Source organism: Agrobacterium tumefaciens (genome assembly GCF_031801495.1).
Classification (GTDB): Bacteria; Pseudomonadota; Alphaproteobacteria; order Rhizobiales; family Rhizobiaceae; genus Agrobacterium; species Agrobacterium tumefaciens_K.
This window is the reverse complement of record NZ_JAOEGC010000001.1, coordinates 477,126-497,059: the sequence shown is the minus strand read 5'-3', so window position 1 is coordinate 497,059 and position 19,934 is coordinate 477,126. Positions and strand designations below refer to the sequence as shown.

Here is a 19,934-nt window from a genome sequence, read left to right as displayed (position 1 = left end):
AGGAATGACATCCGTTCCGGTTGGTACGCGCGGCGCTGTCGTGCGAACCGCTGCGCTCTGGCTGCTTTTGCTTGCTCCGTTCTTCTATCTTACCTATGGCGTGGCGAACTGGCTGGCCTCGCTCCGGGCCGATGTGCCGGACCTTGCCTTCTCCTGGGAAAAGCACATTCCTTTCTGGGCCTGGACGATCATTCCCTATTGGTCGATCAACGCCTTTTATGCGCTGTCTCTCTTCGTCAACGACACGCCACAAAATGTCGGTCGTCTGGCGCGTCGTTATCTGACGGCACAGATCGTGGCGGTCTTCTGCTTTATCGCATTTCCCTTGCAGGCGATTTTCGCCCGGCCGGAAACCCATGGCCTGCCAGGCTTCATGTTCGATGTTCTCGGCGGTTTCGACAAACCGTTCAATCAGGCGCCATCGTTGCACATCGCCTTGCTGGTGATCATCTGGGATCATTGGCGCAACCGCCTGAAAGGTTTGCTACGCGGGTGCTGGCATGTCTGGTGCCTTCTGATCGGGCTTTCAGTGCTGACCACATGGCAGCACCATTTCATAGACATTCCGACCGGAGTGCTGCTCGGCCTGTTTGCGCTCTGGCTGTTTCCGGCAGATAAGGCATCGCCGCTTTCGGCCTTTTCCCTCACGCAAGATCGAAGGGCGTGGCGGTTGGCACTCATCTATATGGCCGGTGCCGCAGCCTTCTTCCTGATCGCGGCGGTTTCAGTGCGCAATACCGGCGCAGGTCTTTTATGGTTGTGGCCGAGCTTGGCGCTTGCTCTGGTGGCAGTCGGTTATGCTGGCGCGGGACCGCAGGTCTTTCAGAAGGAAAGTGACGGTACATCGAGCCTTGCAAGCCGTTGGCTGCTCTTGCCATACTGTTTCGGTGCGAAGTTGAACCGCTGGTGGTGGACCCGCCATCTTCCAGCCGCAGTCGACATCGGTGGTGGCGTCTTTCTCGGGCGAGTTCCAAAGCGAAATGAGTTGTCAGCCTATGCCGGGGTCGTCGACATGACTGCGGAATTTCTGGCGCTTCGCGATCCGCGCGTCGACTGGCGAGCGATACCATCACTCGACCTGTTGACGCTCTCTCCGGCGAGCCTTCGTGAAGGGGCACTCGCGATTGACGATGGCCGTGTCCGCGGACCACTTCTTATCTGCTGCGCTCTGGGCTTCCAGCGAAGCGCGGCTGTTGCAGCATGTTGGCTGGTGTATTCCGGTCGTGCGCCAAACGCTGCTGCGGCGGCCGAGCAGCTACAGGCACTTGGTCGTCCGGTTCACCTCAAATCTACGGCCTATGCAGCAATTGACGAGGCCGCGCGATGAGCGACTGGAAAACGGAAACGGCGCGAATGGCACAAAGATTACTTTGTAACAGCATAGGCGGTGGTCTGATCGCTCTCCTTTTGCTCGCCATCGCCCCGTTGACGGCGGGGGCACATGGTTTCACCTCGGCACTGGGTTGGTGGCTGCTGCTCGCCTTCTGCCTTGTGGCTCTCGCGCTCGCAGCTCACCTCATGTTCGATGCATTGCTCTTTCGCATCGGCCTTTCTTTCGACACCGAAGAGGCAGGCCTGATGGCGATTGACGACGTGTTGGCACGCATGGGGCTTCGGGAGAAGCCTGCTGCCCCTGCGGCTCTTTCGCAACGCTTTTCAGGGTGCCGTCGACTTGTTCTGGTACAATGGTCAGCCCTTTCCGTCGGCATAGTGCTTTACGGCATTCTTCTGCTGGATGCGATGAACGGAGGTTCGATATGACGGGCAAGGCCTCCGTGCTTCAGACTTTATCCGGTTCTGCACTTGCCGTTCTGGCGCGGGCGGTGACAGGGGTGCGTCCCATATGGGCAGGATCGGCTCCGAATGGCGGCCAGCGCATTTATTTTGCCAATCACGCCAGCCATGGCGATTTCATTCTCGTCTCGACTTGCCTGACTCCCGTCGAGCGCAGCCGGACGGCAGCCGTTGCCGGCGCGGATTATTGGGGAGCTGGCCACGTGCGCCAGTTCATCTCCCGGCGGCTACTGCGCACCGTCCTTGTCGAACGCAACTGGGTGGAGCGGACGGCTGATCCGATGCAGGTCATGCTCGATGCGCTCGACGCCGGTCAATCGCTCATCTTCTTTCCGGAAGGCACGCGCAACATGACGGAGGAGCCGTTGCTGCGGTTTCGTTCCGGCCTCTACAATCTCGCGGTTGCCCGGCCGGATGTCGAGCTGGTCCCCTGCTGGATCGAGAACATGTCCCGTGTTTTGCCGAAGGGCGCCCTGTTGCCCATACCTCTGCTGTGCCGCGTCGTTTTCGGTGCGCCTGTGGCACTCAGCAAAGGGGAGGACCGCAAGGACTTCTTGAACCGCGCTCGGCAGGCCCTTCTTGCGCTTGCACCCAGAAAGGAAGAGCCAGCTGATGAATGACGACATCACCCGCCTTTTCGTCGGTCTGGTCAGCGTGCTTGTGACAGCAAGCGTCGTGGCGGGCGTGCTGTCCTGGCGCAGTCCTAAACCGTTACCGTCGACGCTCGACAATCTCAACGCACGCATCAAGGCGTGGTGGATCATGGTGACGGGCATCAGCTTCGCGTTCCTGTTCGGTACGGGCGGAGTGATCCTGCTTTTCGCCTTCGTTTCCTTTGCTGCCCTCAGGGAATATGCGACGCTGACAAATACGCGCCACGCGGACCGCTGGACATTGCTTGGCATGTTCCTGATCGTTATACCGGTGCAATATTATCTGATCTGGATCGATTGGTACGGGCTCTATTCGATTTTCATCCCGGTCTACTGCTTTTTAGCCATGCCCGCGCTGACGGCAATGCGCGGCGACACCTCCCGGTTTCTCGAGCGCGTCAGCGAGCAGCAGTGGGGCATCATGCTCTCCGTATACTGCATCAGCCATGTACCTGCGCTTGTAACCCTGCCGATCCCCGGTAACGAGGGGCGCGGTTTGCTGTTGATCGCCTTCCTGATAGCGACGGTGCAGGGCAGCGATGTGCTGCAATATGTCTTCGGTAAGCTCTTTGGCCGTCACAAGGTCGCTCCCAGCATCTCGCCTTCCAAGACCTGGGAAGGCCTGATCGGCGGGATTGCCAGCGCGTCGCTGATGGGCGCGGGGCTTTATTGGCTCACACCTTTCTCGCCGCTGGAAGCCGGAGTGTTGGCAGCTCTCTCCTGCGTCATGGGCTTTTTCGGCGGCCTCGTCGCCTCCGCCATCAAGCGGGACCGCGGCGTCAAGGACTGGGGCCACATGATCGAAGGCCATGGCGGCATGCTGGACCGGGCCGACAGCCTGGTTTTTGCCGCGCCCGTATTTTTCCATATCGTTCGTTATGCGTGGACATAGTCAGGTTAGAAGGACCGCTTATGAACCGTCGACTGCTCGTTGTTGTTGTTTTGGCCCTTTTTCCTTTTACGGCCAAGGCCAACTGCTTACCGCCGTGGCAGACATTGTTTGCTTGCGACATAGCGCGGTCGAGCGCTCGCGCGGAGTTCTGTGAAATCGCAGATCCTGAAAGCCACAAGAGCCTCAAGAGCCATTATTATACCTATGTAGTCGGAACGAAGCCGGCAGAACTCTATTTTGAAGCGGATGGCTACTATTTCTCGACCAAGGACACGGTGGTCGACCATCCAACCGACCTCACAATGGGCGTAGGTCTGACGAACAAGAATTACGTCTACTCGTTCTTCGTGACTGAAGACAAGAAACTTGACGGAAAGATCCGTGAAGCCGAGGTCCGCGTTTATAAATCCCTCGATGCTTTCAGCAACGAGACCAGGGATAATGAACAGCTTCGTCTGCAATGCGATCCCGGATCCATCATAGCAAACCATGAAAACATTCGCCCCTGAAGCGTCACGCAGCGCGAGATTTGCCCGCAAATCCTGTGTGGCCGCGAATTAACACGGGCTCATCGATCTGCGGGTAAGCAGGAAAACGCCCGGCAAAACCGGGCGCTGTCTTATGGTGCCACTTCCGTGGAAAACGCGGATTTGATAAGCGTTTCCGTATATTCAGCCGACGGCCTGTTGAAGATCGCGTCGGTTTCGCCTTCCTCCACGATCTTGCCGTCCTTCATTACGATGACGTAGTCCGAAATCGCCTTGATGACGGAGAGGTCATGGCTGATGAAGACGTAGGAAAGGCCATGTGCCTTTTGCAGTTCGCGCAGCAGATCGATCACCTGTCCCTGCACCGAACGGTCGAGGGCGGATGTCGGTTCGTCGAGAATGACGACATCCGGCTTGAGAATGATCGCGCGGGCGATAGCGATACGCTGCCGCTGCCCGCCAGAAAATTCATGCGGGTAACGGTTGCGCGCGCCGGGATCGAGACCGACTTCCTTCAGCGCCTCGATTGCCCGCTTGTCCCGCTCGGCACGGCTGAGCTGTGGCTCATGCACGAAAAGACCTTCGGTGATGATCTCACCAACCGTCTGCCTTGGTGAAAGCGAGCCGTAGGGATCCTGGAACACGAGCTGCAACTGCCGGCGCAAGGGCCGCATTGCCTTTCGATCAAGGCCGGTGATTTCCGTCTTGCCAAAGAAAATACGACCTTTTGCCGGTGCAAGCCGCAGGAGCGCACGGCCAAGCGTCGATTTGCCCGATCCTGATTCACCGACGATGCCGATGGTCTGCCCCTGGCGTAGGCTGACATTGACGCCGTCCACAGCCCGAAACTCGCTCGACTTCGACAAGAAGCCACCCGGAATTTGATAGTCGACCGTAACGTTCTGGCCGGAGAGGACGACAGGCGAGTTTTCACCAACTGCCTCCTTATGCCCACGAGGTTCGGCATCGAGAAGCATCTTCGTATAGTCCGCCTGTGGGCGATCGAAGATATCTTCCGTAGTACCGGTTTCAACAATCTCCCCGCGCCGCATGACCGCGACTCGATTGGCGAAATGGCGAACCACGCCGAGATCGTGCGTGATCAGAACCACGGCCATACCAAAGCGCTGCTGCAACGACTTCAGAAGATCGAGGATTTGCGCCTGGATCGTCACGTCAAGCGCAGTGGTCGGCTCATCCGCGATCAGAATGTCCGGCTCGTTTGCCAACGCCATGGCGATCATGACTCGCTGGCGCTGACCGCCGGAAAGCTCGTGCGGGTAGCTGTCGATACGGCGTTCCGGGTCAGGAATACCGACAAGCTTCAGAAGTTCGAGAACGCGTGCACGCGCCTCCTTCTTGCTGCCGCCCCGATGATGGACGATAGGTTCCGCGATCTGTGCGCCGATCCTGTAGAGCGGATCGAGGGATGTCATCGGCTCCTGGAAAATCATGGTGATTTTCGCGCCGCGAATGTTGTTAAGTTCATTGACCGGCAGGCCGATCAGCTCGCGTCCACGATATTTTGCCGATCCCTCGATAACACCGTTGGATGCCAGCAGGCCCATGATGCCCATCATGGTCTGGCTTTTACCTGAGCCGGATTCGCCGACGACAGCAAGCGTTTCACCCTGCTTGACATCAAGATCGATGCCCTTGACGGCATTCACGATACCGTCAGGCGTGGTGAACTCAACCTTGAGATCGCGGACGGCGAGAATGGTTTCAGATGTCGTATTCATGTCAACGATCCTTGGGATCGAGTGCGTCACGCAACCCGTCGCCCACGAAGTTCAGGGAAAACAGCGTCAGCACGAAGAAGATTGCCGGGAAGACCAGCAGCCAGGGGGCGGACTGGATATTGTTGGCCCCTTCGGAGATCAACGCACCCCAACTGGTGAGTGGCGCCTGAACGCCAAGCCCGAGGAAGGAGAGAAAGCTTTCCAGAAGAATGACCTTGGGTACAACGACCGTAACGAACACGACCACCGGTCCAATGGTATTGGGGATGATGTGACGGCGGATGATCTGCCAGTCGCTCAAACCCAGAGCCTGCGCGGCACCAACGAATTCCCGCCGTTTCAGGGCGAGTGTCTGGCCACGCACGATACGCGCCATATCCAGCCACTCCACCGCGCCGATGACGAGGAAGATCAAGATGAAGCTGCGTCCAAAGAAAACCACCAGAACAACCACCAGAAAGACGAAGGGCAGCGAATAGAGGATTTCGACGAAGCGCATCATCACATTATCGACGCGCCCGCCGATGTAACCCGCCGTTGCACCGTAGAGAACACCTATGCCAAGCGAAACAAGGCTGGCGAGAACGCCGACGGCGATGGAGATTTGCCCGCCCAGCATCACGCGGGCCAGCATATCGCGACCGTTGGAATCCGTGCCGAAGAAGAAGTATTCGCGATTGACATCGCCCTCCAGCTTCAGCGTTCGGCCATCATCCTCCGTTGCAACGACCTTCGTGTTTTCGAATTCGTTGGCACGGTCGAAATAGCGCGTCGTGCGCGGATCGATCTGGCTGCTGGAGGTGACGGTTGCGGCGAAGGTCTGCCCTTCGACGGCGAATTCCTTGAGTTCGACGCGGGCACGGCTGGCTACCCCTTCCATGACACCCTGCAGATTGTTCACATCCGGGCGCGGTTCAAGGCTCGGCGAGACGGAAACATAGGACGAAAACACCTGATCATAGGTGTGCGAGAGGAAGTGCGGGCCGATGAACGAGAAAAGCGTGATCAGAACCAGCATGACGGAGCCAGCCATGGCGGCCTTGTTCCGCCTGAAACGCAGGGCGGCAAGCTGGAACAGGCTTCGGCTTTTCACAACTGGCTGAGGAGCTATATTGCCGGAGATATCAGTCATGTCTGACCCTCGGATCGAGCAGGCCGTAGAGAATATCGACCACGAGATTGAACACGATGACGAAAATGGCGACGAGAACGACGGTTCCCATGACCAGCGTGTAGTCACGGTTGATGGCGCCAAGAACGAAGTAGCGGCCGACACCGGGAATGGTGAAAATCGTTTCGATGACGGCCGAGCCCGTCAGTAGCGCTGCGGCACAGGGAGCGAGATAGGAAACCACCGGGAGCATCGCCGCGCGCATGGCGTGGAACACAACCACGCTACGCGCTGGAAGGCCGTAAGCCTTTGCGGTGCGGATATGGTCCATCCGTAGAGCTTCGATCATTGCGCCGCGTGTCAGACGCGCGATGACCGCAAGCTGCGGCAAAGCGAGCGCTATCATCGGAAGAACGAGATATCGCAGCGATCCGTCGCCCCAGCTGCCAGCTGGCAGAAGCCCAAGCATGACGGCAAAGACAAGCGTAAGTACGGGCGCGACAACGAAATTCGGCACTGTGACGCCGACCGTCGAAATGGACATGATCGAGAAATCTATGGCACTGTTCTGCCTGAGCGCTGCAAAGGTGCCAGCAAGAACGCCGCCCACCAGCGCCAGTAACAGCGAATAGCAGCCGAGTTCCAGCGAATAAGGCAGACCCTTGCCGATCAGCTGGGCGACGGTGTTGTCCTTGTAGATGTAACTCGGGCCGAAATCGCCGGTGACGGCGTTGCCGAGATAGATGAGATACTGGCGCCACAATGGCTCGTCCAGATGATAGGTTCTCATCAGGTTTTCCATAGTCTGCGGTGGCAGGGGGCGTTCAAGGTTGAACGGACCACCCGGTGCGAAACGCATCAGGAAAAAAGAAATCGTGACGACGATAAACAGCGTCGGCACGGCGCTTGCCAAACGGCGCAGGATAAATGAAATCATGATTTTTAAGGCTCCAGCATGGCACGGTGGTTTAGGCCACCGTGCCAGCACTGCTTATTCTGAAACGCTCAGGAAGCGGCTAAGGTGCTCATTGGCAGCATTGTCTTCCCAGCCTTTCACGCGGTCGGAAACCAGCCAGAGATCGGCCTGCGTCAGAAGCGGGGCAACCGGCTGTTCCTTCATGAGGATGGTTTCTGCCGCATGCAGCAACTTGGAGCGGGCAGCAGGATCCTTCTCATCGTAGGACTTCTGCATCAGCGCATCAAATTCAGCATTGTTGAACTTCGAATAATTGAAGGTCTTGTTGGAGGATACCGAAAGCGCAAGGAAGTTTTCCGCATCCGCATAGTCGGCAACCCAGCCTGCACGCGCGACATTGTACTTGCCGCCTTCCTGCAGGTAGCCGTAGTGCGAAGCGACGTCGAGGTTCACCAGCGACACGGTGGCGCCAAAGGTGTTCTTCCACATGTCCGCAATGGCAGTGGCAACGCGCTCATGGTTCGGATTGGTGTTGTAGCGGATTTCGACGGAAAGCGGCTTCCCGCCCTCACCGTACCCGGCTTCTTTCATCAGCTTGACGGCTTCGTCTTCACGGTCGAGCTGCGACAGCGTCGCAAAATCGGCTTTCGCAGGCTCACCGTAGCTGTCCATACCGGGCGGAACCATGGAATAGGCTGGAACCTGCGAGCCGCTGTAGATTTCCTTGGCGAGGAAATCGCGGTCGACGGCCATAGAGAGGGCACGGCGGACGCGGACATCGTTATAGGGCGCTTCGCGTGTGTCGAAGGTGTAGTAGTAGGTGGCGAGCGTCGGGGAAACGTGTACCTGTTCGCCATGGGACTTGCGCAGACGGTCGATCTGGTCAGCCGAGAAGTTGTAGGCGAGGTCCATTTCCTTCGCTTCGAAACGACGGACGGATGCGGCCTGGTCATCGATCGGGTAGAAGATAACCTTGTCGATCTTGGTGTTGGCTGCATCCCAGAAATTGGTGTTCTTGACGACGGTCAGGCTGTCATTGGGAACATGAGCTTCGAGCTTGTAGGCACCGTTCGAGACCATGACGCCCGGCTTCACGAAGTTCGTGCCGTTCTTGTCGTAGCTGGCCTTGGAGATCGGCAGAGCCGTCTGGTGAGCGAGGAGCTCAAGGAAGAACGGTGTCGAGCGCTCGAGTGTGATCTCGAGCGTTTTGTCATCCACCGCCTTCACGCCCAGCTGGTCAACGGGCAGCTCGCCCTTGTTGATCTTCTCGGCATTTTTGATCGGATAGAGAATATTGGCGTATTTCGCCGCTGTCTTGGGGTCTTCGACGCGCTGGTAGGAGAAAACGAAATCTCCAGCCGTTACCGGCGTGCCATCCGACCACTTCGCATCAGCGCGCAGCTTGAACGTATAGACAGTGCCATCCTCAGACAGCGTCCAGCTTTCGGCTGTACCGGGGACGATCTTGCCCGCAGCATCGTAGATGGTCAGACCTTCATAAAGGTCTTTCAGGATAAAGGCTTCGATGTTGATCGAGGTCTGTGCCTGATCGAGCGTTTGCGGCTCCCCGGAATTGCCACGGTGCAGAACTGTTTCTGCAAGTGCCGAACTGGTGCCAATTAGAAGCGAGCCAACCAGCATCGCGGCGCACGTTGTTGTTTTTATCGACATCATTTTTGTGTTCCCGTAATAATTGCGAACGGGCAAACAAGGACATATTTCTCGAAAGTGCAACCACAATAATTTGTGAGTTCATCCTGAAATCAAGGCTTCCGGCGCGACTCAAGCCATCCGGCATGCTGCATTTGCGCCGCCAAACGTGTTGCAAAACGTGTTGCAAAACGTGTCCGCTGGTGCCCGCCCGACGTCAAGGTATCCCACTGCTTATGTTCAATTTCGAGGGAACAAGTGATGTTCCGGCAGGATATCGCCGGAGCCAACCAGGCACGACGCACTAATCTACTGACTTTAAAAGAATATTTCAGTTTTTCCATAACGATCGTCGACTGCTTCCAAGCGGCGGAATGTCCATGTTTTCTTACCTGATTGTATCAGGTGAGCCTCGGGCAGGCGTGCCTGCCCCAGCTCTCGGGCGCCTGATAGATCTCGTTGGGAAGGCGGTAATGGCGGCGACCGCTTCGATCCCGTCTTTACGGGCAGCTTCGGCAGCCGCGATTTCCTCGAATGACGCATGGGATCGCTCTGGCGAAATGCCAAGCGACACCGCCGATGCGCTGGCCCGCGCCGGGTTGGAGGAAAGAGCGCCTGCCACGAGAGCATAGCGATCAGCCAATCGGGCTGCGATACGATGTAGTGCACCGAAAAGGCACCCCGACCGCCACCGACTATTCCAGGACGAATGCGACGGCTATCAAAAACTTGCTTTTGTGGAGAACATGGCCATCGCTTTCAAAAACCAAGCAGACGGCGGTTGGCACATCATCGACACCGCTCCTCGTGAAGTCGTCGAATGCCCACACAGTCACGCAAGAGGCGCATTTTCTCCGAAAAATTGTACAAGGAAAATCGTCGGGCCGCGACGGACCAGATGCTTGATGCCGGACAGAAATTCGCCAGCGATGACCTACAGCCAGAGATCGTGCTGCGCCCCGACTGCTGGGAGCGGTTTTCCTTAAATGCGATCTGCGTCAAGATCAGCAGTCAGCTGGCTTGCCGCATTGACAACCTCGTCGTGGAAGAGCTTTGCGTAGTGCGAGATTCCTCCGTCACGGCTGTTTGTAAGGATCCCCAGGTCACGAAACACGAGCGGTTCGACCAGTTCAACCGAACATAGAAGCGGGTCGTCCGATGGTGGGCAGTTCATGCGTGGAAGCGCACTGACCCCCATCTCCGCCTCCACCATCCCCGCGACGGCGGAATAGTGGCCGAACTCCATCACCGCCTTCACCGTGATGCTGCGGGCTTTCATCGCTGCATCGACGGCATATCGGGTGCCGCTACCTGCATTGGCTCCGATAAAATCGTAGGCCAGAAGGTCGGACCAGGAAATGGCCGCCCTCCCCGCAAGCGGATGATCACGGCGAAAGACTGCCCTGAATGGATCTGCGATGATTTTCCTGAAGTGAACATCCTTGTCGTCATGCGGAAGGAAGCTCGCCACAGCCAGATCCAGCTTGCCTTCATGAACCATCTCGAACAGTTGATCTGCGCTTCCATCCCGAACAGAAACCGCCACATCTGCATGTTTCTCTCGAAATCTCACCAGGGCCTCAGGCAGGTACTTGACCGCAGCGGAGGCGAGAATGCCGACCCGGAGCATTTTGCTCGAATCCGCCCGACGACGCGTAAGTTCGATGGCATCGCGCAGCGCCGGGAGCAGTGGCGCGAGGCGCTCGTGCAGTCCCGCGCCATCGCTGGTGAGACTCACGCTTCGCGTACTGCGTGTGAACAATGTGACGCCAAGCGAACTCTCCAGCAGTGCGATATTCTGGCTGAGCGCAGGCTGCGATAACCCCATCCGTTCCGACGCGACCCTGAACGAACGTGCCTGCGCCACGGCCATGAACGCCTCAAGATGACGGATCGGAGGCAAACTCATTGTTTTGATTTCCTTATCGATATCTCCAAAATTTCGATTTGTCTTATAGATGTGAGCGCCGTAAGTCCTGCGACAAGTGGGCGCAGGGTTTCCACGACCCGACGCCACTGAAAATAAGGATACACTCATGAACAATTCGAGCCTTTCACCGGTCGGCATGATCGGACGGCTTTATTTGGTTTTGCTGGGGTTGGTGATCAGCGCCGCAGGACTGTTTTTTGTCACGCTTGGTTCCAAGCTCGCGATGCTCGGCGGAAGCTGGTACTTCGTACTCGCTGGTGTTGCGCTGGTAATGTCCGGCATAGCGACAGCGATAGCCCGCCCGCTCGGCGGCGTGCTTTTCCTGCTCGTGTGGCTGGCTACCCTGCCTTGGTCAATTTTCGATGCAGGCTTTGAGTTCTGGCCGCTTGTTTCCCGCAATTTCGCACTTTCCGTCGGTGCTGTCGTGGTACTGCTGAGCCTGCCGCTCATGAACAGGGCGAGAGGCAAACTCGCCTCAAGCGCCAGCTACGTGGCGACGGCCGCTATCGTCGCTCTCGGTTGCGCTGTTGGTGTCTGGGGAATGTTCCAGCCGCATGGCGTCATCCGGAACGAAACATCACCGCAGGTAGCGGCAGACGTTTCCCGCCCCCAGGATTGGACGAGTTACGGTGGCAATGACAATCATGATCGCTTTGCCGCGGCCGACCAGATCAATCGCGAGACGGTGGGCAATCTGACTGTCGCATGGACAGCCAAGACTGGCGACCTTCCCGTCAGTGACGGCGGCGGTGCGGAAGACCAGACGACGCCACTGATGGTCAACGATTCTGTCTATGTTTGCACTCCGCATAACAATGTCGTCTCTCTCGATCCGGTAACGGGTGAGAAGAAATGGGAATTCAAGTCCGGCGTCACGAACGACGACTGGCAGCGTTGCCGTGGCCTCGCTTACTTCGATGCGTCGAAGCCCGTTACCGAACCGACGGCAGCAGGGTCCAGCCCCATCATTCAGGCATCAGTACCTGCAAGCGGAATCTGCACCCGCCGCGTGCTGATGAATTCGACGAAGGGTCAGCTTGTTGCAATCGATGCAGACACCGGACTTGCCTGCGCCGATTTCGGAGCCAACGGCATTGTCGACCTGAATGTCGGAATGGGACCGGGCGCTGCGACCGGAGACTACTATCCGACGTCGGCACCAACACTCGCCGGCACGACGATCGTCGTGGGTGGCCGTGTCGGTGACAACGTTTCGATCGATATGCCAGGCGGTGTGGTCCGCGGTTTCGACGTAATGACTGGCGCATTGCGCTGGGCCTTCGATCCGGGTGAACCGGGTATGAAGCAGCTCCCGGAAGGGCAGATCTGGACGCGCTCTACCCCGAATGTCTGGGCGCCCATGTCGTGGGATTCCCTGTCGAACACGGTATTCATGCCGGTTGGCTCCGCAGCCATTGACCTGTGGGGCGTGAAGCGCCGTCCACTTGACCGCCAATATGGCGCGACCATGCTCGCCGTCGACGCAACGACGGGTCAGGAAAAGTGGCGTTACCAGACTGTGCACGATGACCTGTGGGACTTCGATGTGCCGATGCAGCCGACACTCATCGAATTCGATGGCCGTCCGGCGATGGTGTTCGGAACAAAAGCCGGCCAGATTTTTGTTCTGGATCGCCTCACAGGTCAGCCGCTGACGAAGGTCGAGGAGCGTCCCGTCCCGGCAGGCGACATGCCCGGTGAGACTTATTCTCCCACACAGCCCTTTTCCGTCGGCATGCCGCAGATCGGCGCAGATACGCTTACTGAATCGGACATGTGGGGGGCGACGCCTTTTGACCAGCTCGTATGCCGCGTCAAGTTCAAGTCGATGCGTCACACGGGCCTGTTCACACCGCCCGGCACCGACGCTTCGTTAAACCTGCCGGGATCGCTCGGTGGTTTGAACTGGGGTGGTGTTTCGTATGATCCGACGAGCAATTACGCCTTCTTCAACGATATGCGCCTTGGTCTTGAAGTGCAGCTCGTTCCCTACGACGGCGACGCAAAGGCCAGCAACGGCGACGAGAATGCGCAAGTGTCGGCTTCAAGCGTCCAGCCGCTGGTTGGCACACCTTACGCCATCACCGCCAAGAACCGCTTCATGTCGCCGCTAGGCATTCCTTGCCAAAAGCCTCCTTTTGGAACGATGACCGCGGTTGACATGAAAACCCAGAAGATTGCCTGGCAGATTCCGATGGGTACGGTTCAGGACACTGGCCCTCTCGGCATCAAGATGCATGCGCCGATACCGATTGGTATGCCGACGATCGGCGGATCGCTGGCAACAAAGGGCGGTCTCGTCTTCTTCGCGGCAACACAGGACTTCTACCTGCGCGCAATCGACAGTGCGACGGGTGCCGAGGCTTGGAAGGCACGCCTTCCCGTCGGCAGTCAGGGTACGCCGATCAGCTACGTGGCGCGCGATGGCAAGCAATATGTCGTCATCTCCGCAGGAGGAGGACGCAACTCCCCCGAACGCGGCGATTATGTCATCGGGTACGCACTTCCCGAAAAAAACTGACGAGCACAGGAGAAGGCCCCGGATTTCCGGGGCCTTTTCTGCATGGAGGCCTGCAAAGACGCTGGTCTTTGAAAATGAACGCACGCGGCCTTATTCATGGCGGCGCGCGTCCGCTGCCGGCGTCTAAGAAACGGAGCATCGCCCATCGGTGCACGCACCGCCGGCATGCATCTCGGTATCTGGTGTAATCTCAGGAACAGGCGCAGAAATCGCCATTGCAATCCTCGCACCAACCACGATGTCATCTTCCACACCGAACGCGTGGTGAAGGATGGATCCGTCACGCCCCACCAGAACCGATGAAGGGGTACCGCGCAGCCCGTATCGCCGCATCGTTGCCGGAATGTCTGAGCCCTCTTCAGCAAGATCGACTGCCACAGGTGATTTCAACCGGTATTCGTGCAGAAACGCCTGCAAGGTTACTGGCGACATCGCCGCATGATGCTCGAAGACCGTATGGATCCCGATGACCTGAAGGTCGGTGCTGGCGAAGATGCGCTCGATGCGCTGCACCTGCGGAATGGCTTCGGCCACACAGCCGGGGCATAGAACCTGAAAGGTATGAAGAAACACCGGCCGACCACGGAGCCCTGCGAGGGTCAACGGGGTTGGCGTGTTGAACCATTCACTCACCGCCAGTTCAGGCGCAAGTGTTGTTGTGGAGCTGGACATAATTTTTGATCCTTACGTTATGGGCGGACCGGAGAGGAAACGGTCCCCCCTCCAGGAACTTACGCGGCGGCGGCCCGCGTGAGTTTTACCCCTGGAAAATCGACCGGAACATCGAGCGCGACATTCAGGTAGTTGGTGAAGAGGTTGAGAGCGATGTGGGCGATGATCTCGACGATTTCCCCGTCATCAAATCCTGCTCCTCTGAGAGCATCGACATCGGTGGCCTGAATATCGGCCCGGTCGTTCACCACCTTGATCGCGAAGCGCAGGGCCGCAGCCGTTCGTGCATCGGCCGAACGGCCCGCCTGGGCCTCCGCCATTTCCTGCGCGCTCGCCCCGGCCTTGCGGCCAAGACCGGTGTGTGCTGCGAGGCAATAATTGCAGTTGTTGCGATCAGCGATGGCGACGGCTATCTGCTCGCCGAGCTTGGCGCCGAGGCGGCCGTTGCCCAGCGCCCGGAACGAGCCCCACATGCTGGAAAGTGCTGCTGGCGAGTTCGCAGCCGTCTTGAACATATTGGGCACCATGCCGAAGGCGGTCTTGATCTGCGAAAGCTGTTCACCCGTAGTTCCTGTTGCATTGGGCGGGTCTATGAGGGTAATCCTTGTCATGTTCTTTCCTTTCATTTGCCTGGAGGGGGAGATTTGTCGGTCTGGCGATGGCAGTCGCCGGACCGACGTCATCAGTCAGCCGCGGTCACTTTGCCGGGCAGACTGAGATTTCCAGATGCAACCTTGAAGACGTTGCTGACACAAAGCAGTGGTGCGTGCAGATTACCGTTGACCTTGAGGCCAGCGGTGACGCCATCGAAGGACGCACCTTTGATACCGCCAATCAGAGACAGAGGGATTTCCACATCAACTGTCTCTCCCTTGAAGTTGGTTGGATATTCCGGACTATCGATCAGAAGCGGAACACCCGGCCAGGTTTCCGGAACCGTTGGCTTGCTGCCCTTGGGGATGTCGACAACCTTCAAGCCTGCGCCGCAGGCCTTGTCTTCGGCAAGCACGACCCAATGCGGATGCCAGATGTGCCGATTCTTGCCGCCGAAAGCGGCATCATCGAAGTCCGGGTGAAATGTCACCGCAAGCGCGACGATACCCTTATCCTTTTCGAACCCGATTTCGCCACTGTTGAGACTCGTTGGCCAGACATATGCGTAAACATCCGAGCCCTCGAACTTGCCCGTGGCATCGGGTTTATCTCTGCCTGCCTCTCCACGCACCCGCGTCGTGAATACCGCAGCGTCACCCTTGGTGACGATGGTGGTTTCGATGATGTCGAACGCAGCCTGTACGGCCTGCGAAGGCGCGGCTTCTATGGAATGCGCCGTCGCATCGCCCAGCCACAGCGCGGCCACCCCGGCGACCAATGTGCCGATGACAGATTTGCAGATCATGAATATCTCCTTCCTTTTCTGTTTGCCTGGAGGTGTTATCTACTTTTCGACGAAAGCATCCCAAGTGGCAGCCTGAGATGGCGCATCGGCGGCTTCATGGTCACGGCAGTCGATGCGGAGATCCCGCTGACCGAAAGCCGCATCCACAAATTTACAATGATGCGGTTGAGCCGCATCGGGATAGGCGAATGGTGCAAAGTACCGACATGTTACGCACATGCGCTGTATCGGTATCGCATCCTGTTCCTGTAGGTGCCGGATCAACTTGACCAGCATGACAAGCAGTTCTTCCTGCTCGAGGTCACCAAGCGCGCGTGTCGCATGATCAGCAGCGCCTTTCGTGGTGTCTGCCGCGCGAAGCGCAGAGAGCCCGACATCCGAAAGCGCGACCTTGATGCCGCGCTTGTCATGCTTGTCTGCCCTTTTCTCAACATAGCCCTTGCGTTCAAGGGCGGAAATCGAGTCCGTTGCTGTCGGCTGCGAGACCCCGAGATGAACAGCGATATCCTTCACACCCAAACCGCCCTCGCGCCCTTCCAGCAACTCAAGGATCGACAGTTGGGCCGGGTTGATACCCGTCCGCTTTGCCCGGGTCCAGTCGTCGGCACGCATCACCATCGCGACGCGCGCCAAGCCTTCGCGAATGCGGTGATAGATAGGAGTTGGGTTATTCGGTGTTTCCATGCGCCATATATATAGGAGTCCTATTTAAATGCAAGAGGTGTTGGAGGGGACGCCAGATATCTTTTCGGACATGCTATCTGGTTGGCGGCGCTCCTATACCGGTTGCGGCCCTCGGGCCATGCGGATGATCCGGGCTGTAGGAATGCGTCGCGCGGTCACTCGCCTCGGTGTATCAGCTGTAGTCATCGCCATAGAACGTCAGGTGGAGGCCCCAGTAGGAGACCGCAAAAACCACAAGCGCGGTGGCGATGCCGCTTGGAATAGCGGCAACATGGATCTTCAGCGCCGGCAAAAAACGAGTTCGTCGGCATTGGGTCACAGGCAACGGCGACAAGGAACGCCATGATCAGGCCGTGCCCGATGAGGTCGATCCGGCCGAAGGGCCAGACCGCGGCGGTAAAGATGACAAGCAGGGCGATGGGGCCGACAGTCGCCGCACGAGGGGTGTCCATAAAAGCCCGAAACCCATGGTGAATTCGGCGACACCTGCCATTGGGATGAAAACATCTCTTGACATTCCGAATGTGAGGAAAGGCTTTCCCCCCACAAGGGGATAGAACCACTCGGAATAGGCAAACTTCTCGCAGCCGTTTTTACGGACGAACCGATTATCGGTATTCGTAAGAAGAGCGAGGCGGGCCGCCGGCCTCGGGGCCTTGCCGCAAGCATCGGTGTTAAATCACCGGAAAGAAAGTCCTTCCTCCATGTTTGCCAGAACAACCTCTTCCTTGTCCGGGTCCACAAAAATGACGCGGTCCGGATTTGGCCCAGCCTCGGCAAGCGTCGGAAAAAATCCGGCCACGTCTGGCGCCAGATGACCGGACCTTTGGTACGGGCAGCGATACCGTCAATACAAAGCCCGGACACCACCCCATTGACAGTGTTGGAGAAGATTTAATCGCAAACTAGCGCCGCATTTTTTTTAAGCACCCCTGCTTGCGCTCCCGTGATCCCCATGCTTGTATAGACAACCAAGACGTCGGATTAGCGCCGATACCGAAGTCTAAGAACAGGGGACTGCGCCATGATAACATTCGACCACGTTAGCAAGCACTATCGAGGCCCGACAACGGCTGTAGACAATCTCTCTTTGACAGCTCCCAGCGGCAAACTGACGATCTTCGTCGGCCCTTCGGGCTGCGGTAAGACGACATCGCTACGCATGGTAAACCGGCTGATCACGCCCTCCTCGGGCAAAATTCTTCTCGATGGCGAGCCGACAGACAAGATGGACGTCGCCCTGTTGCGCCGCAAGATCGGCTACGTTATCCAAAACGCGGGGCTCTTCCCGCATCGCACGGTGGTGCAGAACATTGCAACTACGGCGCGGTTGAACGGAACGCCAAAGGAACAGGCGCTTCGCACCGCCCATGATCTCCTGGAACGTGTCGGACTCTCGTCCGCCTTCGCCACGCGCTATCCGTGGCAACTTTCCGGTGGTCAGCAGCAGCGCGTCGGAGTTGCCCGAGCGCTTGCGTCAGACCCGAAATTCATGCTCATGGATGAACCGTTTAGCGCCGTCGATCCGGTCGTCCGGGCCCAGTTGCAGGACGAGTTCCTCCGCCTCCAGCGCGAAATTGGCAAGACCATTATCATGGTGACGCATGATATCGATGAGGCTCTGAAGCTTGGAGATCAGGTGGCAGTCCTGCGCACAGGCGGTACGCTGGCACAGATCGCTACGCCCCAGGAACTTCTGGCACGACCCGCCGACGACTTCGTCGCCGATTTTATCGGACGCGACCGCGGTTATCGCATCTTGGGCTTTGCGGAATTCAACAATGACGGCGTTCCGCTCGGCAAGGAGCCGACAGCCGCGCTGGGCGCGACGCCAGATTCCCTTCGTCAGATCGCAACCGACAGATGGGTGCTCGTCGCGGACGCCCAGAACCGTCCTCTCGGCTGGGTCGATGTCGAAAGCGTCAAAAGCCCCTTGCGGGACGGGGACCTCAATCTCAGCGGCACGCTCGCCGTAGAAGGCAGCAGTCTGCGGCATGTCCTCGATGCCGCACTCAGTTCGCCATCGGGCCGCGGCGTGATCGTCGGGCAGGCAGGCGGATTGGTGGGCACTGTTACCTTGTCCCATGTCGCGGCAGCCATTGAGGCGGCGCGGACGGGTCGTCTGGGGGCCCAAGCATGAGGTTCGACTGGCTGTACCGCGAGTCCGGCCGTATTGCCGAACTCTTTCTCTGGCACCTTTGGCTTTCCGTGATCCCCGTGGTCATAGGGTTACTGCTTGCCCTGCCTCTCGGCTGGCTCGCGCAGCGTGCCGGCTTCTTTCGCTCCGCCATGCTCGGCGCCGCCGGATTGCTTTACACCATTCCGTCTCTCGCTCTCTTCGTGCTTCTTCCGCTCGTTCTCGGCACGCGCATTCTCGACCCGCTCAATGTCGTCGTCGCGCTGACGATCTATGCGCTGGCGCTTCTGGTCCGCACCGTCAATGACGGTCTCGACTCAGTGCCACCCGATGTCATTCAGGCCGCCAATGCCATGGGCTATCGCACGCTGCCGAAACTTCTTCTCGTGGAGCTTCCGCTTGCCGTCCCGGTGATTGCTGCGGGCCTGCGTGTCGCGGTGGTTTCCAACGTCAGCATCGTCTCCGTCGCAGCGCTCGTCGGCACGCCGCAGCTCGGCCTTATGTTCACGCAAGGGCTTCAATTGCGGTTCCTGACGCCTATCATCGCTGGCATCGTTCTTTGCGTGCTGCTCGCTGCACTGCTAGACGGGCTCGTGCTCTTTGCAACGCGACGCCTCACCCCATGGCAGCCGGGAGGTGCCGAACGATGATCGCATGGTTTTCCGACCCGGCACACTGGACAGGTACCGATGGCGTCTTTTCGCTCCTCATCCAGCATCTGATCTATAGCGGCGTTGCCCTCTTCTTTTCCTGCCTGATCGGCTTGCCGGTCGGCCTGTATGTCGGACACACAGGCCGCGGCGTGGTCCTTATCGCCGGTCTGGCAAATGCGCTGCGCGCCCTGCCGAGCCTCGGTCTCATCGTCCTGCTCGTCATTCTCTTCGGACCGATCTTTGCGTCGGATTTGGCGTTCATCGTGCCCAGTATCATCGTTCTCGTGCTGCTGGCCGTTCCGCCCATCATGAGCGCGACCTATGCCGGTGTTGCTGCGGTGGATCCGGCAGCGGTGGACGCAGCGCGTGGCATGGGCAAACGCCCGCTCGACGTTCTCTTTGACGTTGAACTTCCCTGCGCCCTGCCGCTGATTTTCTCCGGGCTGCGCAGCGCCACCCTGCAGATCATCTCCACGGCAACCATTGCTGCCTACGTCTCGCTTGGCGGGCTTGGACGCCTCATCATCGATGGCCGCGCGCAGAACGACTACTACCAGATGGCGGCCGGCGCTGTTCTGGTCGGCGCGCTTGCACTCATGGTCGACTTGGTGATCGGCATCATATCGAGACTTACGGTCTCACCTGGACTGACCCGTCGGCTATAGGCGGGCCATTAACCGCAACTGCATTTT

At 58.4% G+C, this 19,934-nt stretch carries 18 protein-coding genes and 2 pseudogenes; 9 read left to right on the top strand and 11 right to left on the bottom strand.

What is annotated here, in order from left to right; translation table 11 throughout:
- The first annotated feature begins 4 nt into the window (after nt 1-4).
- The 5 genes from N7578_RS02375 to N7578_RS02355 are packed head-to-tail and all read left to right on the top strand — an operon-like array spanning nt 5 to nt 3,848.
- A complete protein-coding gene (locus tag N7578_RS02375) occupies nt 5-1,327 on the top strand; it encodes a serine/threonine protein phosphatase (protein ID WP_311108707.1) in 1,323 nt (440 codons plus the stop codon).
- Nucleotides 1,328-1,353: 26 nt separating this feature from the next.
- Nucleotides 1,354-1,761, top strand: a complete 408-nt coding sequence (locus tag N7578_RS02370) for a hypothetical protein (RefSeq protein WP_311108706.1) — start codon at nt 1,354-1,356, stop codon at nt 1,759-1,761.
- The gene (locus tag N7578_RS02365; RefSeq protein ID WP_311108705.1) at nt 1,758-2,414 is read left to right on the top strand and encodes a lysophospholipid acyltransferase family protein; all 657 of its coding nucleotides are present in this window, start codon (nt 1,758-1,760) and stop codon (nt 2,412-2,414) included. The genes N7578_RS02370 and N7578_RS02365 overlap by 4 nt, the downstream gene beginning before the upstream one ends.
- Complete coding sequence (locus N7578_RS02360; RefSeq protein ID WP_311108704.1) at nt 2,407-3,339, top strand: phosphatidate cytidylyltransferase; 933 nt, start codon at nt 2,407-2,409, stop codon at nt 3,337-3,339. Before N7578_RS02365 ends, N7578_RS02360 begins: the two co-directional genes overlap by 8 nt.
- 20 nt (nt 3,340-3,359) lie before the next feature.
- Complete coding sequence (locus N7578_RS02355) at nt 3,360-3,848, top strand: hypothetical protein (RefSeq protein WP_311108703.1); 489 nt, start codon at nt 3,360-3,362, stop codon at nt 3,846-3,848.
- 110 nt (nt 3,849-3,958) lie between these two features.
- Here the strand turns inward: N7578_RS02355 and N7578_RS02350 are convergent, their stop codons facing one another.
- From N7578_RS02350 to N7578_RS02325, 6 genes and pseudogenes are all read right to left on the bottom strand, one after another.
- The gene (locus tag N7578_RS02350; RefSeq protein ID WP_311108702.1) at nt 3,959-5,569 is read right to left on the bottom strand and encodes an ABC transporter ATP-binding protein; all 1,611 of its coding nucleotides are present in this window, start codon (nt 5,567-5,569) and stop codon (nt 3,959-3,961) included.
- Nucleotide 5,570: 1 nt separating this feature from the next.
- On the bottom strand, nt 5,571-6,701 hold the full coding sequence (locus N7578_RS02345) for an ABC transporter permease subunit (RefSeq protein ID WP_311108701.1): 1,131 nt from the start codon (nt 6,699-6,701) through the stop codon (nt 5,571-5,573).
- Complete coding sequence (gene oppB / locus N7578_RS02340) at nt 6,694-7,617, bottom strand: oligopeptide ABC transporter permease OppB (protein WP_311108700.1); 924 nt, start codon at nt 7,615-7,617, stop codon at nt 6,694-6,696. The genes N7578_RS02345 and oppB overlap by 8 nt, the downstream gene beginning before the upstream one ends.
- A gap of 54 nt (nt 7,618-7,671) precedes the next feature.
- Nucleotides 7,672-9,267, bottom strand: a complete 1,596-nt coding sequence (locus N7578_RS02335) for a peptide ABC transporter substrate-binding protein (RefSeq protein WP_311110029.1) — start codon at nt 9,265-9,267, stop codon at nt 7,672-7,674.
- Between the two features lie 448 nt (nt 9,268-9,715).
- A pseudogene (locus tag N7578_RS02330) lies at nt 9,716-9,957 on the bottom strand (gfo/Idh/MocA family oxidoreductase); the annotation flags it as partial.
- Between the two features lie 271 nt (nt 9,958-10,228).
- On the bottom strand, nt 10,229-11,155 hold the full coding sequence (locus N7578_RS02325) for a LysR family transcriptional regulator (protein WP_311110028.1): 927 nt from the start codon (nt 11,153-11,155) through the stop codon (nt 10,229-10,231).
- A gap of 127 nt (nt 11,156-11,282) precedes the next feature.
- Between N7578_RS02325 and N7578_RS02320 the strand changes: the two genes are divergently transcribed.
- A complete protein-coding gene (locus tag N7578_RS02320) occupies nt 11,283-13,697 on the top strand; it encodes a membrane-bound PQQ-dependent dehydrogenase, glucose/quinate/shikimate family (protein WP_311108699.1) in 2,415 nt (804 codons plus the stop codon).
- 123 nt (nt 13,698-13,820) lie between these two features.
- Here the strand turns inward: N7578_RS02320 and N7578_RS02315 are convergent, their stop codons facing one another.
- The 5 genes and pseudogenes from N7578_RS02315 to N7578_RS02295 form a co-directional block, all read right to left on the bottom strand.
- Nucleotides 13,821-14,369 (bottom strand): redoxin family protein, encoded by a 549-nt coding sequence (locus N7578_RS02315; protein WP_311108698.1) that lies wholly within the window; start codon nt 14,367-14,369, stop codon nt 13,821-13,823.
- 59 nt (nt 14,370-14,428) lie between these two features.
- Entirely contained in the window at nt 14,429-14,980 is a 552-nt protein-coding gene (locus N7578_RS02310; RefSeq protein WP_311108697.1) for a peroxidase-related enzyme, read from the bottom strand.
- A 71-nt stretch (nt 14,981-15,051) separates the two neighbouring features.
- A complete protein-coding gene (locus N7578_RS02305) occupies nt 15,052-15,768 on the bottom strand; it encodes a hypothetical protein (RefSeq protein WP_311108696.1) in 717 nt (238 codons plus the stop codon).
- 39 nt (nt 15,769-15,807) lie between these two features.
- Nucleotides 15,808-16,452 (bottom strand): MarR family winged helix-turn-helix transcriptional regulator, encoded by a 645-nt coding sequence (locus N7578_RS02300; RefSeq protein ID WP_311108695.1) that lies wholly within the window; start codon nt 16,450-16,452, stop codon nt 15,808-15,810.
- A 685-nt stretch (nt 16,453-17,137) separates the two neighbouring features.
- Nucleotides 17,138-17,340 (bottom strand): annotated as a pseudogene (locus N7578_RS02295) (damage-inducible mutagenesis protein); the annotation flags it as partial.
- Nucleotides 17,341-17,476: 136 nt separating this feature from the next.
- Between N7578_RS02295 and N7578_RS02290 the strand changes: the two are divergent.
- Genes N7578_RS02290 through N7578_RS02280 form a run of 3 tightly spaced genes read left to right on the top strand, consistent with a single transcriptional unit; the run spans nt 17,477 to nt 19,907 of the window.
- The gene (locus N7578_RS02290) at nt 17,477-18,592 is read left to right on the top strand and encodes an ABC transporter ATP-binding protein (RefSeq protein ID WP_311108694.1); all 1,116 of its coding nucleotides are present in this window, start codon (nt 17,477-17,479) and stop codon (nt 18,590-18,592) included.
- The gene (locus N7578_RS02285) at nt 18,589-19,239 is read left to right on the top strand and encodes an ABC transporter permease subunit (RefSeq protein WP_311108693.1); all 651 of its coding nucleotides are present in this window, start codon (nt 18,589-18,591) and stop codon (nt 19,237-19,239) included. The genes N7578_RS02290 and N7578_RS02285 overlap by 4 nt, the downstream gene beginning before the upstream one ends.
- Complete coding sequence (locus tag N7578_RS02280; RefSeq protein WP_311108692.1) at nt 19,236-19,907, top strand: ABC transporter permease subunit; 672 nt, start codon at nt 19,236-19,238, stop codon at nt 19,905-19,907. Before N7578_RS02285 ends, N7578_RS02280 begins: the two co-directional genes overlap by 4 nt.
- The last annotated feature ends 27 nt before the right edge of the window (nt 19,908-19,934 follow it).